Here is a 12,469-nt window from a genome sequence, read left to right as displayed (position 1 = left end):
GCTCCGCGACGCGGGATGCTGCCGCACGTCAAGTTACGGTCGATTTTCGAGTTAGACGTAGAGGGTGGTGAAGGGGTACCAGGGGAGGTTGCGGGCTACGGAGAAGGCGAGCCAGGCGGCGAGGAAGACGCCTACCGCCTTCGGGCCGACGCGCAGCTCCGGCAGTCGCCAACCGAACGCCTGCTTGCCGGCCCAGGCGATGAAGAAGTACGCCAGGAAGGGCAGCGCGAAGACGAAGAGGAAATGGTGCCGGGCGGCGGCGGGCAGGTCGGCGTGCAGCACGTACCACAGCGCGCGGGTGCCACCACAGCCCGGACAGTCCAGCCCGGTGGTCAACTTGAGCAGGCAGCTCGGCAGGGCGTCCGGCGCCGACCGGGTGGGGTCGCTGATCAGGGTGTAGCCGATGCCCGCGCCGACGCAGCCGAGCGCGGCCAACGGCACCACCCAGCGGGGCGTACGAGCGTGCAGCCGCGCGACGAACCGGGACAGCCGATCCGACTCGGCCACCGGATAGCCGCCCGGATATCCCTGCAGCCACTCACCCTGCCCCCCACCGTGCGGCGCGACACCGCCCGGCCAGGCTCCGTCCGCCCCGGCAGGGGTCGGCTCCGCTTCGCCCAGCCCAACAGCGCCGGGCGCGGCAGCGGCCTGCCCCATACCGCTCGGCCCGGCATCGCTCGATGCCGCGCCGCTCGGTGCAGCGCCGGGTGCGGTGGGGGTTGGTTCGCCGGTCGGCGGGTGCGGCTGGGCGGGCGGCCGGTCAACGCTCGTCACGAGCCTCACCGTACACCGGACACGCCCAGCAGGGCGGCGGCCAGCGGGGCGGCGAGGTCACCGGCGGCCGGCGGCGCCACCGCGTCCAGGCCCAGCCAGCCGGCCAGGCGGTACAGCTCGGCGGCCAGCGCCACGGCGGTCTCCCCCGGGTCGGCGCCCGGCTCGATCCAGGCGGCCGGCACCAGCAGCACGCCGGCCTTGCGGTCGGCCTTCAGGTCGACCCGGGCGGTGAAGCGTTCACCCTGCCGGAACGGCAGCACGTAGTAGCCGTGCACCCGCTTCGCCGCCGGCACGTAGATCTCGATGCGGTAGCTGAAGTCGAACAGCCGCTCGGCACGGGCACGTTCCCAGATCAGCGGGTCGAAGGGGCTGACAAGCGTGTTGCCGCGTACCCACCGGGGTAGCCGGGCGTCGGTGTGCAGCCAGGCCGGATGCCGCCAGCCCTGCACCGTGACCGGTCTCAGCTCCCCCGCCTCGACCAGCTCGGCGATGGCCTGCCGGGCCCCGGCCACCGGCAGCCGGAAGTAGTCGCGCAGCTCCTGCTCGGCGGCCACCCCGAGGGACCGGGCGGCGATGCCGACAAGCGTGCGGTACGCCTCGGCGTCGGTCGGCGTCGGGGCGGCCAGCACCTCGGCCGGCAGCACCCGTTCGGGCAGGTCGTAGCGGCGGGCGAAGGAGGTGGTGCGCTCGGCGGCGCAGACCTCACCGGCCCAGAAGAGGAACTCCAGGGCCTGCTTGACCGCCGACCAGTTCCATCCCCAGTTGCCTGTCGTTCGGGGGGCGTCGTGCTCGATCTCGGCGGCGGTCAGCGGCCCTCGGGCGGCCACCTCGTCGCGGACCCAGGCCACCAGCTGTGGCTGCTCCTGAGCGATGTGGCGCATGCCGCTCCAGGCCTCGGCCTGTGCCCGGACCATCCGCCAGCGCAGCGCGGGATGCAGGCCGACCGGCACCAGCGACGCCTCGTGCCCCCAGTATTCGAACAGCGCCCGGGGGGCGCGGTAGGCGGCCGTGTCGAGCAGCGACGTCGGATAGGGCCCGATCCGGCTGTAGAGCGGCAGGTAGTGCGCCCGCTGAAGGACGTTCACCGAATCCATCTGGATCAGGCCGACCCGGTCGAGCACCCGACCCAGGTGCCGGCGGGTGGGCGCGCCGGTGGGCGCAGGGTCGGCGAAGCCCTGTGCGGCCAGCGCGATGCGCCGGGCCTGGGCGAGCGAGAGCGATTCCTTGGTGGCCATCGCGGGCAGGCTACGTCAGCGGTACGACACCCGTGCGCCACGCTGGACCTGCCGTCGTCGGCCGCGTAGAACGGCAGTCATGCCGACCATCCGCCGCGAGCAGGCCACCGACGCCGAGGCGATCGCCCGGGTGCACATCAGCGGATGGCGGGCCGGGTACGCCGGGATCATGCCGGACGAGGTGCTGGCTCGGCTCAACCCGGTCGCCTGGGCACAACGCCGCCGCGATCTCGGCACCGCCGAACCGGAGCACCCGTTCACCACCCTGCTCGCCGAGATCGACGGCGTGCTCGCCGGGTTCACCACCTTCGGGCCGTACCGCAACAACCAGGACCGGGGTGACCTCGACCCGACGTACGGCGAGGTGGTGGCGATGTACGTGGCACCCGAGCACTGGGGTGACGGCACCGCGAAGGCCCTCTTCACGGCGGCCCGGGCCGGCCTGCGTGAGCGGGGCTGGACGCAGTACCGGGTCTGGGTGCTGGCGGACAACCATCGGGCCCGCCGCTTCTACGAGCGGGCCGGGCTGTCACCGGACGGTGAGCGGTCGACCTATCAGGTGCCGCTGTCCGGCGGGCGTACGCCGCTCGGCCTGGTCGAGCTGCGCTACACCGGACGGCTCGACGACTGAGACCGCCGGCCCGTCGGCCCGGACGGCTCCGCGCACCGGCAGGAGAGCCAGCAGCGCCAGGCTGATCCAGACGTACGTGTTGCTGAACACGAACCCGTCCAGGCCGGTGAAGTCCTTCTCCCATGCCCAGACGATCCGGCTGATCAGGAACCCGTACCCGACGATCGCGGCGGCCAGCAGCAGGCGGCGTCGGCGGCTGCGCGACGGCGCGGCCACGGCGCCCTCGACCAGCAGCAGCAGCGCCGGCAGCAGCCAGACCAGGTGGTGCACCCAGGTGACCGGGCTGACCAGACACATCACCGCGCCGGTCAGGGCCAGGCCGGCGGCCTCGTTCCCGGCGGACACGGCGGCGCGGGACCGCCACACCCAGAACGCCACCGTCGCGGCCACCAGCGCCAGCCAGGCCACTGAGCTGGGGCTGGTCGGGTCGAGCCGGGCCACCACGCCACGCAGCGACTGGTTGGAGACGAACGCCAGCTCACCGACCCGGCCGGTGTTCCACAACGCGGTGGTCCAGAACTCCCGGGAGGCGTCCGGGAACAGCGCCGCGGCGAGCACCGTCGCCCCGGTGGCGGCGGCGACAGCGGTGACCGCGGCCCGGATGCGACCGGTCACCAGCAGGTAGACGATGAAGATGCCCGGCGTGAGCTTGATCGCGGTGGCCAGGCCGATGCCGATGCCGGCCCACCGGCTGCCGCCCGGCAGCAGCCGCAGCAGATCCATCGCGACGAGGAACAACAGCAGCGTGTTGACCTGGCCGAAGTTGATGGTCTCGCGCACCGGCTCGAACGCGGCGGCGAGGCAGAGCGCCACCGCGAAGGCGAACCAGCGGGTCCAGCCGGCCCGGCGCGACACCGGGTCGAGCAGCCACCAGATCAACACCGCGCTGGTCGCCACGCCGGCGACCACGCTCACCACGATCGCCGCGTGCCAGGGCAGGTACGCCATCGGCAGCATCAGCAACGCGGCGAACGGCGGATAGGTGAAGCCGTACTGGGTGCCGGGGCGCAGGTAGTCGTAGAGTTCCCCGCCGTCGCGGGCCCACCAGACCAACGCCCCCCGGTAGACCTGGAGGTCGAAGAAGCCGTGTCGGGCCGCCGCCACGGACAGGAAGGCGGCCACCGCGACAGCGAGCACGACCACGACGACGATCTGTCCGACCGTCCGCCTGGCACCCTGCGCCACCGTCGCCTCCCTCACCCTGCGTAGGCTGTCGTCCCATGGCTCTCGGGTTTGTCCGCCCGGCGCGTCCCGAGGACGCCGGCGAGATCGCACGCATCCAGCTCGCCACGTGGCGGGTCGCCTACCGGCGACTGCTGCCCCGGCACGTGCTGGCCAACCTCGACGAGGCGTTGCTCGCCCAACGCTGGGACGCTGCGGTACGTCAACCGCCCAGCGAGAACCATCGGGTACTGGTCGCCGTCGAGCAGGCCGAGCAATCGTATCTGGTGGGCTTCGCCGCTTCCGGTCCGGTCGACGCCGAGGCGCTGGCCCCGAACGAGCCGGCCGAGGCCCTCGGCCCGGACGTGGTCGCGGTGACCGACCTGCTGGTCGAGCCCCGGTGGGGCCGCCGTGGACACGGCAGCCGACTGCTGGCCGCCAGCGTCGACCTGTGGCGCGAATCCGGCTTCAGCACGGCCCTGGCCTGGGTGTTCGAGGGCGACCAGGCGTCCCGCAAGTTCCTCACCGCCGCCGGCTGGGAACCCGACGGCGCGGGCCGCGCGCTGGACGTGGACGACATGCTGGTCCCCCAGCTCCGGCTGCACGTCGCCGTCCCCACCGAGCCGACCACCCCCACCGACCCGACCGTCCCCACCGAGCCGACCGACGCCTCCTGAAGGCCCACCACGCGGGCTCCTGACCGGTCTCGAACGGTCAGTCGAGCAGTGGGTCCAGGCCGACGGTCAGGCCGGGGCGGTTGCCGACGGCGCGGACCGCGACAAGCACGCCGGGCATGAACGAGACCCGGTCGTACGAGTCGTGCCGGATGGTCAACGTCTCACCGGTGGTGCCGAAGAGCACCTCCTGGTGGGCGACCAGCCCGGTGGCACGAACGGCGTGCACGCGTACCCCGTCGATGTCGGCGCCCCGGGCACCGGCGACCTCGTCGGCGGTGGCGTCCGGCACCGGGCCCAGGCCGGCCTCGGCGCGGGCCGCGGCGATCAGGCGGGCAGTGTGGGTGGCGGTGCCGCTGGGCGCGTCGAGCTTGCGCGGATGATGCTGCTCGATGATCTCGACGGACTCGAAGTGCCGGGCCGCGCGGGCCGCGAACTGCATCATCAGTACGGCGCCGATGCCGAAGTTCGGGGCGATCACCACGCCGACGCCCGGCTTGCCTGCCAACCAGTCGCGCACCTGGTCGAGGCGCTGCTCGGTGAAGCCCGTGGTGCCGACCACCGCGTGAATGCCCTGCTCGATGCACCAGCGCAGGTTGTCCATGACCACACCGGGGGTGGTGAAGTCGACCACCACCTGCGCACCGGCGTCCGCCACCGCAGCCAGTTCGTCGCCCTGGTCCACCGCCGCCACCAGCGTCGTGTCGGCAGCGGCGTCGACGGCCTTGCACACCTCGGCACCCATCCGACCCCGCGCACCCAGCACGCCGACCCGGATCGGCCCACCCTTTTCCCGCTCGTCAGTCACGCGGCACAACCTATCCCAAGCGGCTCCGCAGCCACCGCCAGAGGCAGCAGATACGGCGTGATCGACTCCGTTACGCCGCAGTGGCGGTATCCGGCCGACCGGGTCACCGCCATCGCGCCGTAACGGTGTTGATCTCCGCCCGCCCCGAGACCAGCCCGGGCGAGCAGGGCGGGGCGAGCAGGGCGGGGCGAGCAGGGCGGGGCGGGGACGGTCAGGCGGAGAAGTCGCGGTTGGCGAAGGGGCCGACGACTGCCAGGGACATGGGTCGGGCGAGCAGGTCGGCGGCGAGGGTGTTGACGTCGTCCAGGGTGACCGCGTCGACCCGGTCGAGCAGTTCGTTGACCGGCATCAGGTTGCCGTAGAGCAGCTCACCCTTGGCCAGTCGACTCATCCGCGAGCCGGTGTCCTCCAGGCCGAGCACGAACGACCCCTTGCTCATCCCCTTGCCCCGGGCCAGCTCGGCCTCGGTGATGCCCTGTTCGGCGGTACGCGCCAGTTCGGCGCGAGTCAGCTCCAGCACCTCGTCGACCCGCCCGGGCGCACAACCGGCGTAGACGCCGAACAGTCCACTGTCGGCGTACTGGCTGGCGTAGGAGTAGACCGAGTAGGCCAACCCTCGCTGCTCCCGGATCTCCTGGAACAGCCGGCTGGACATGCCGCCGCCGAGCACGTTGTTCAGTACGCCGAGCGCGAAGCGACGCTCGTCGAGCCGGTCGATGGCCGGGCAGCCGAGCACGACGTGCGCCTGCTCGGTCTCCTTCACCTGCACCACAGTGCTGGCGGCCCGGGTGCGTACCGCCGGGGTGGCCGGTCGGTGCGGCGCGGGCGACGCCGGGTCGGTGTCCAGGGGGGTGCCGCGCAGCGCCTGCCGGACGAGCCGGACCACGGCGGCGTGGTCGAGGTTGCCGGCGGCGGCGATGACGATCTGCGGCGCGACGTACCGACGCCGGTAGAAGGTCTGGATCTGACGGCGGGTCATCGGGGTGACCGTGTCCGAGGTGCCGGAGATCAGCCGGCCCAGCGGATGGTCGCCGTAGACGGCCCGGGCGAACAGGTCGTGCACCTCGTCGCCCGGCTCGTCGTCGTGCATGGCGATCTCTTCGAGGATCACGCCCCGCTCGGTCTCCACATCGGCCGGTTCCAGCACCGAGTCGGCGACCAGGTCACACATCACGTCGATGGCCAGCGGCAGGTCCTCGTCGAGCACCCGGGCGTAGTAGCAGGTGTACTCCTTCGTGGTGAAGGCGTTTGTCTCACCGCCCACCGCCTCGATCGACGAGGAGATCTCCAGCGCGCCCCGCTTGTGGGTGCCCTTGAACAGCAGGTGTTCCAGGAAGTGCGCGGCTCCGGCCGTGGGCCCGGTCTCGTCCCGCGATCCGACGGCGACCCAGATGCCGAACGAGACGCTCCGCATCGCCGGGATCGCCTCGGTCAGTACCCGCAGCCCGCTGGGCAGCACGGTGCGGCGCACCGTACCCCCCAGGGGGTCCTCGCTCAGCGTCCGGGTGACGGCCCGGGTCGAGCCGCCGGCCGACCGGATGGTGCCGACGGCGTGCCGGTCGGTGCCGGGTGGCGTCGCCCCCGGGCGAGCCACGGACGGGAACGAACGCCGGGTACGACTCACGGCAACCTGCTTCCAGTACGACGAGGGTGGTGGACGGTGACGAACCGGCCGGGCGACTTCGTCGCCCGGCCGGTCAGCGGATCAGTTCAGTACGGGTGGGAGATCAGCTGTGCCGGGTGCGCCGGCGCGGCCGGGAATCGCCGCCACCTTCGCCGCCGCCTTCGCCGCCCTCGCCCCGCTCCGGGCCACGGCCGCCCCGGTCACCGCCGCGCTCACGGTCACCCCGGTCACGCGGGGCACGGTCACCCCGGTCACCACGGCTGGCCGGCCGCTCGCCACCCGCCTCGGCGGGAGCCGGTGCCTCGGCACCCTCGGGACGGACCTTGTCCAGGTAGATCTTGCCGCGCTGGTCGATGTCGGCGATCTCGACCTCGACCCGGTCGCCGACGTTGAGGAAGTCCTCGACCTTCTCGACCCGCTTGCCGTCGCCCACCTTGGAGATGTGCAGCAGGCCGTCACGACCCGGCAGCAGCGAGATGAACGCGCCGAACGGTGCGGTCTTGACCACCGTGCCGAGGAACCGGTCGCCGGCCTTCGGCATGGTCGGGTTGGCGATCGCGTTGATCCGCTCGACCGCCGCCTGCGCCGACGGGCCGTTGGTGGCGCCGACGTAGATCGTGCCGTCGTCCTCGATGGAGATCTCGGCGCCGGTCTCGTCCTGGATGGCGTTGATGGTCTGACCCTTCGGGCCGATCACCATGCCGATCTTGTCGACCGGGATCTTCACCGTGGTGACCCGCGGCGCGTAGTCGGACATCTCGGCCGGAGCCTCGATGGCCCGCTGCATCACGTCGAGGATGGTCTGCCGGGCCTCGTGGGCCTGCTGGAGCGCGGCGGCCAGCACGTCGGACGGGATGCCGTCGAGCTTGGTGTCGAGCTGCAACGCGGTCACGAAGTCCCGGGTGCCGGCGACCTTGAAGTCCATGTCACCGAAGGCGTCCTCGGCACCGAGGATGTCGGTGAGCGTCACGTACTGGGTCTTGCCGTCGACCTCGTCGGAGATGAGGCCCATGGCGATGCCGGCCACCGGGGCCTTCAGCGGCACACCGGCGCTGAGCAGACCCAGCGTCGAGGCGCAGACCGAACCCATCGAGGTGGAGCCGTTGGAGCTGAGCGCCTCGGAGACCTGGCGGATGGCGTACGGGAACTCCTCGCGCGCGGGCAGCACCGGGATCAGTGCCCGCTCCGCCAGCGCGCCGTGGCCGATCTCGCGACGCTTCGGCGAGCCGACCCGGCCGGTCTCACCGGTCGAGTACGGCGGGAAGTTGTAGTTGTGCATGTAGCGCTTGGACTTCTCCGGGGAGAGGGTGTCCAGCGCCTGCTCCATGCGCAGCATGTTGAGCGTGGTGACGCCGAGGATCTGCGTCTCGCCGCGCTCGAACAGCGCCGAGCCGTGCACCCGGGGCAGTACGCCGACCTCGGCGCTCAGCGGCCGGATGTCGCGCGGGCCACGCCCGTCGATGCGGACCTGCTCACGCAGGACCCGGTTGCGCACCTCGGACTTGGTCAGCGAGCGGAAGGCAGCCGACAGCTCCTTCTCCCGGCCCTCGAAGCGCGGGCCGAGCTCCTCCACCAGGCGGGACTTGATCGCGTCCAGGGCTTCCTCGCGGTCCGCCTTGCCGGCGATCTGGAGGGCCTCGGCGACGTCGGCGCGAGCGACCTCGGCAACCGCGTCGTACGCGTCGTCCTGGTAGTCCAGGAAGACCGGGAACTCGGCGACCGGCTTGGCGGCGACCTCGGCCAGCTCGCTCTGCGCCCGGCACAGCTCACGGATGGCCGGCTTGGCGGCCTCCAGGCCGCTGGCCACGACCTCCTCGGTGGGGGCCGGGGCACCGTCGGCGACCAGCTTGACGGTGTGCTCGGTGGCCTCGGCCTCGACCATCATGATCGCGACGTCGCCGTCGGCCAGGGCCCGACCGGCCACCACCATGTCGAAGGTGGCGCGGCTCAGCTCGTCGTGGGTCGGGAAGGCGACCCACTGGCCGTCGACGTGCGCCATCCGGGTCGCCCCGATCGGGCCGGAGAACGGCAGGCCGGACAGCTTGGTCGACATCGAGGCGGCGTTGATCGCCACCACGTCGTACGGGTGCTGCGGGTCGAGCGCGAGGATCGTCTCGACGACCTGGACCTCGTTGCGCAGGCCCTTGACGAAGGACGGGCGCAGCGGCCGGTCGATCAGGCGGCAGGTGAGGATGGCGTCCTCGCTGGGCCGGCCCTCGCGACGGAAGAACGAGCCGGGGATGCGGCCCGCGGCGTACATCCGCTCCTCGACGTCGACGGTCAGCGGGAAGAAGTCGAACTGCTCCTTCGGCTGCTTGCCGGCGGTGGTGGCGGAGAGGACGACCGTCTCGCCGAGCTGGGCGATGACGGAGCCGGCAGCCTGACGGGCCAGCCGGCCGGTGGAGAAGGTGATCTCACGGGTGCCGAAGGACCCGTTGTCGATCACGGCGGTGCGGGATTCGGTGCCGAGTTTGGTCTCGGTCATGGTGCGGCAATGCTCCTTCGCATCGGGGGGCCACGAGCGGGAGCTGTACCGACGGCCGGTCTTCGATCGAAGCGCCCGGGACCACCGACGAGATGCCGGATGCCCGGAGGCCACTACCGGAGACCGGTACGCCGACGGCTCCCCTGTCTGGGTGCCCGCAGCCCGTGTCTGGAGGTGGGACGCCGACGGGGGAGCGGCCCGGTGGCCACTCCCCCGTCTCACGTCACCGGCGCAGGCCGAGCCGCTCGATGAGCGACCGGTAGCGGTTGATGTCCTTCTTCTGCACGTAGTTGAGCAGCCGACGGCGGCGGCCGACCAGCAGCAGCAGCCCACGGCGGCTGTGGTGGTCGTGCTTGTGCACCTTCAGGTGCTCGGTGAGATCGGCGATCCGCTTGGTGAGGACCGCGACCTGAACCTCCGGCGACCCGGTGTCACCGTCGGCGGTCGCGTACTCCTCGCGGATCTTGGCCTTTGCCTGCTGGTCGAGCGCCATGTTCTCCCTGTTTCAGTGGGTTGTCGATGCAAGTCCGTGCGGGCCAGGCTGAATTGCCACAGGCTGGGGACCGTCTCCGGACCGTCCTCGCATCCGCGGCGTCGAGCAGACATGCGAGGACTCACGTCGGTCAGCCGACGTCTCCGCCAGCCTACCAGCACCTCGTCCCGATCGCCCGGATGAGGCCACTGAGTGCCGCGCCCGGCGGGTCAGTCCAGCGCCCGGCGGGTCCGCTCGACGTCCTGGGCGATCTGGGCCACCAGCGGCTCGATGCCATCGAAGCGGACCTGCCCCCGCAGATGCGCCACGAAATCCAGGGCCAGCCGCTCGCCGTACAGGTCGCCGGTGAAGTCCAGCGCGTACGCCTCGACCCGACGTTCCCGCCCGGAGAAGGTCGGGTTGGTACCGATCGAGACGGCCGCGCCCAGCGGCTCACGTTGGCCGCGCCGGATCAGCCGGGCGGCGTAGATGCCGTCGGCGGGAATCGCGGCGTACCGGTGGCAGAGCAGGTTCGCGGTCGGGAAGCCCAACTCCCGGCCGCGCTGGTCGCCCCGGACGACCACGCCCTCCAGCCGGTGCGGCCGGCCCAACGCACTGGCCGCCGCCGTCACGTCGCCGGCATCCACGCAGGAGCGGATGTACGTCGAGGAGAAGACCGTGCCGGCCTCAGCCACCAGCGGGGCGCTCTCCACGGCGAAACCGAAGGTACGACCCAGTTGCTCCAGCAACGCCACGTCCCCGGCCGCCCGGTGCCCGAACCGGAAGTTGTCCCCCACCACCACCAGCGCGGCGTGCAGGTGCTCGACCAGCACGTCATGGACGAACGCCTCGGCCGGCAGCCGGGAGAACTCGGGCGTGAACGGCACCACACAGAGCACGTCGACGCCGAGCGCCTCGATCAACTCCGCCTTGCGGGCCGGCTCGGTGAGCACCGCCGGATGGGAGCCCGGCCGGACCACCTCCGCCGGGTGCGGATCGAAGGTGACCACGACCGACTGCACGCCCAACTCCCGGGCGCGGGCCACCGCGTACCCGATGGTGGCCTGGTGGCCCTTGTGCACGCCGTCGAAGACACCGATGGTGACGACCGCGCGTCCCCAGCCCCCCGGCGCCGCGTCGTACCCCCGCCACCGCTGCATGCTGATCCTTTCCTGTCGCCGAAGTCGCCGGTGTCGCCGGTGTCCCGCCCCGGTGCACCGGCCGCTGTCACGCCGGGGCGAGCACGATCTCCGCGCGGGCCCGACCGGCCCGCTCGCTGACGATAGCGATCAGCTGGCCGGCCGGATCGAAGACCGCGTACGGCCCGGCGTGGCCGACCGCGTCGAGTGGTCCGCCGTGGGAGAGCACCTTCGCCTCGTCCGGGCTGGCGTCCCGGCGGGTGAAGAACCGGGCGGCCGCCGCCGCCAGCGGCAGATCGACCACCTCGGGCGCCCGTTGCTCCAGCTCGTCGAGGGTGGCGGCCTCGGCCAGGGTGAAACCGCCCACAGCGGTACGCCGCAGGGCGGTGAGGTGCCCGCCGACCTGCAGCGCCAGGCCCGCGTCCCGGGCGATCGCCCGGATGTACGTGCCTGTCGAACAGGCCACCTCGACGTCGACGTCCACCAGGTCGGGCTGGTCGCGGCGGATCGCCAGGACGTCCAGCCGGGACACGGTGACCCGCCGGGCGGGCAGGTCGACGCTCTCGCCGTCCCGCACCCGCTTGTACGCCCGCTGCCCATTGATCTTGATGGCGCTGACCGCGCTCGGCACCTGGTCGATCTCGCCGGTCAGCGCGGCCAGGGCGGCGCGGATCGCCTCATCGGTCACGCCACCGGCGGGTGCGGTGGAGATCACGTCGCCTTCCGCGTCGTCGGTGACTGTGGACTGCCCCAACCGGATGGTGGCGGCGTAGGTCTTGTCGGCACCGATCACGTACGTCAGCAGGCGGGTCGCCCGCCCCACCCCGATCACCAGCACGCCGGTGGCCATCGGATCGAGGGTGCCTCCGTGGCCCACCCGCCGGGTACGCGCGAGGCGGCGCAGCCGCGCCACCACATCGTGCGACGTCATGCCGCCCGGCTTGTCCACCACGATCAGACCGTCTGTGCTCACGACGTGCAAGCCTGCCAGATCGACGTGGCGCGCTCGGCAGCGGACGACCGGCCCCCGAAACCGGATTTACGGTGTGGAACCCGGCTGTAACGATGAGCTGACAGCGGCGTCGGCCGACCGGCGCCGCCGACCACGGGGAGACCGAGATGACCAGGGACGGCACACCCACCGAGCGGCCCGCCACAGAAGAGAAGATCCACCTGCGTACGCCCCGACCGGCGAGCACGCTGCCGGCCTGGATGCTCGATCCGCCACCGCCGAGGCGCACCCTGGGCGGCCGGATCGCCCAGGCGTTCGCCGCGTTGCCCGGCGCGGACCGGCTGCGCCGCCGTTGGTGGGCCTGGCAGGACCGGGAGCGCCTCTACCAGCGCTATCCGACCGCCTTCAAGCTGGTCGCCATGGTCGTCTCCTGGGTCCTGGTGATGGCCCTGGTGCTGCTGGTCTACGCCCTCTACGGCCAGATCTGACCCCTGCGGGTGATCCGAGACGGCCG

The 12,469-nt window shown here is 72.1% G+C and carries 12 protein-coding genes; 3 read left to right on the top strand and 9 right to left on the bottom strand.

Features of this window, described 5'->3' with window-relative positions; translation table 11 throughout:
- Positions 1-51 precede the first annotated feature (51 nt).
- Positions 52-657 (bottom strand): DUF2752 domain-containing protein, encoded by a 606-nt coding sequence (locus tag C1A38_RS24785; RefSeq protein ID WP_233197000.1) that lies wholly within the window; start codon positions 655-657, stop codon positions 52-54.
- A 122-nt stretch (positions 658-779) separates the two neighbouring features.
- Complete coding sequence (locus C1A38_RS24780) at positions 780-2,009, bottom strand: winged helix-turn-helix domain-containing protein (RefSeq protein ID WP_102660123.1); 1,230 nt, start codon at positions 2,007-2,009, stop codon at positions 780-782.
- Positions 2,010-2,088: 79 nt separating this feature from the next.
- Between C1A38_RS24780 and C1A38_RS24775 the strand changes: the two genes are divergently transcribed.
- Positions 2,089-2,640 carry a GNAT family N-acetyltransferase gene (locus tag C1A38_RS24775; protein ID WP_102660122.1) on the top strand — a complete coding sequence of 184 codons (552 nt, stop codon included), beginning with the start codon at positions 2,089-2,091 and terminating at the stop codon, positions 2,638-2,640.
- Here C1A38_RS24775 and C1A38_RS24770 read toward each other — a convergent pair.
- Positions 2,539-3,825 carry a glycosyltransferase family 87 protein gene (locus tag C1A38_RS24770; protein ID WP_102660121.1) on the bottom strand — a complete coding sequence of 429 codons (1,287 nt, stop codon included), beginning with the start codon at positions 3,823-3,825 and terminating at the stop codon, positions 2,539-2,541. The genes C1A38_RS24775 and C1A38_RS24770 overlap by 102 nt on opposite strands.
- 35 nt (positions 3,826-3,860) lie before the next feature.
- Between C1A38_RS24770 and C1A38_RS24765 the strand changes: the two genes are divergently transcribed.
- The gene (locus C1A38_RS24765) at positions 3,861-4,478 is read left to right on the top strand and encodes a GNAT family N-acetyltransferase (RefSeq protein ID WP_102660120.1); all 618 of its coding nucleotides are present in this window, start codon (positions 3,861-3,863) and stop codon (positions 4,476-4,478) included.
- Between the two features lie 37 nt (positions 4,479-4,515).
- Here the strand turns inward: C1A38_RS24765 and dapB are convergent, their stop codons facing one another.
- From dapB to truB, 6 genes are all read right to left on the bottom strand, one after another.
- Positions 4,516-5,283: a 4-hydroxy-tetrahydrodipicolinate reductase gene (gene dapB / locus C1A38_RS24760; protein ID WP_102660119.1), complete on the bottom strand. Its 768-nt coding sequence runs from the start codon at positions 5,281-5,283 to the stop codon at positions 4,516-4,518.
- Positions 5,284-5,494: 211 nt separating this feature from the next.
- Complete coding sequence (locus C1A38_RS24755; RefSeq protein WP_102660131.1) at positions 5,495-6,823, bottom strand: M16 family metallopeptidase; 1,329 nt, start codon at positions 6,821-6,823, stop codon at positions 5,495-5,497.
- Between the two features lie 187 nt (positions 6,824-7,010).
- A complete protein-coding gene (locus C1A38_RS24750; RefSeq protein ID WP_102660118.1) occupies positions 7,011-9,392 on the bottom strand; it encodes a polyribonucleotide nucleotidyltransferase in 2,382 nt (793 codons plus the stop codon).
- Positions 9,393-9,615: 223 nt separating this feature from the next.
- Entirely contained in the window at positions 9,616-9,885 is a 270-nt protein-coding gene (rpsO, locus tag C1A38_RS24745; RefSeq protein WP_102660117.1) for a 30S ribosomal protein S15, read from the bottom strand.
- Between the two features lie 209 nt (positions 9,886-10,094).
- Positions 10,095-11,024, bottom strand: coding sequence for a bifunctional riboflavin kinase/FAD synthetase (locus C1A38_RS24740; RefSeq protein ID WP_102660116.1), 930 nt, complete (start codon positions 11,022-11,024; stop codon positions 10,095-10,097).
- 67 nt (positions 11,025-11,091) lie between these two features.
- Positions 11,092-11,976 carry a tRNA pseudouridine(55) synthase TruB gene (truB, locus tag C1A38_RS24735; RefSeq protein ID WP_013732182.1) on the bottom strand — a complete coding sequence of 295 codons (885 nt, stop codon included), beginning with the start codon at positions 11,974-11,976 and terminating at the stop codon, positions 11,092-11,094.
- 146 nt (positions 11,977-12,122) lie between these two features.
- On the opposite strand from truB, the gene C1A38_RS24730 reads away from it, so the two are divergent.
- Entirely contained in the window at positions 12,123-12,443 is a 321-nt protein-coding gene (locus C1A38_RS24730) for a hypothetical protein (RefSeq protein WP_199180318.1), read from the top strand.
- Positions 12,444-12,469 lie beyond the last annotated feature (26 nt).

The organism is Verrucosispora sp. ts21 (assembly GCF_002879555.1).
GTDB lineage: Bacteria > Actinomycetota > Actinomycetes > Mycobacteriales > Micromonosporaceae > Micromonospora > Micromonospora gifhornensis.
The sequence above is the reverse complement of the archived record's forward strand: the minus strand, read 5'-3'. Positions and strand labels throughout refer to the sequence as shown.

Coding starts and splice junctions, on each gene's coding strand:
- C1A38_RS24785 (WP_233197000.1), bottom strand. CDS start 657: ATGGGGCAGGCCGCTGCCGCGCCCGGCGCTGTTGGGCTGGGCGAAGCG.
- C1A38_RS24780 (WP_102660123.1), bottom strand. CDS start 2,009: ATGGCCACCAAGGAATCGCTCTCGCTCGCCCAGGCCCGGCGCATCGCG.
- C1A38_RS24775 (WP_102660122.1), top strand. CDS start 2,089: ATGCCGACCATCCGCCGCGAGCAGGCCACCGACGCCGAGGCGATCGCC.
- C1A38_RS24765 (WP_102660120.1), top strand. CDS start 3,861: ATGGCTCTCGGGTTTGTCCGCCCGGCGCGTCCCGAGGACGCCGGCGAG.
- C1A38_RS24750 (WP_102660118.1), bottom strand. CDS start 9,392: ATGACCGAGACCAAACTCGGCACCGAATCCCGCACCGCCGTGATCGAC.
- rpsO (WP_102660117.1), bottom strand. CDS start 9,885: ATGGCGCTCGACCAGCAGGCAAAGGCCAAGATCCGCGAGGAGTACGCG.
- C1A38_RS24740 (WP_102660116.1), bottom strand. CDS start 11,024: ATGCAGCGGTGGCGGGGGTACGACGCGGCGCCGGGGGGCTGGGGACGC.
- C1A38_RS24730 (WP_199180318.1), top strand. CDS start 12,123: ATGACCAGGGACGGCACACCCACCGAGCGGCCCGCCACAGAAGAGAAG.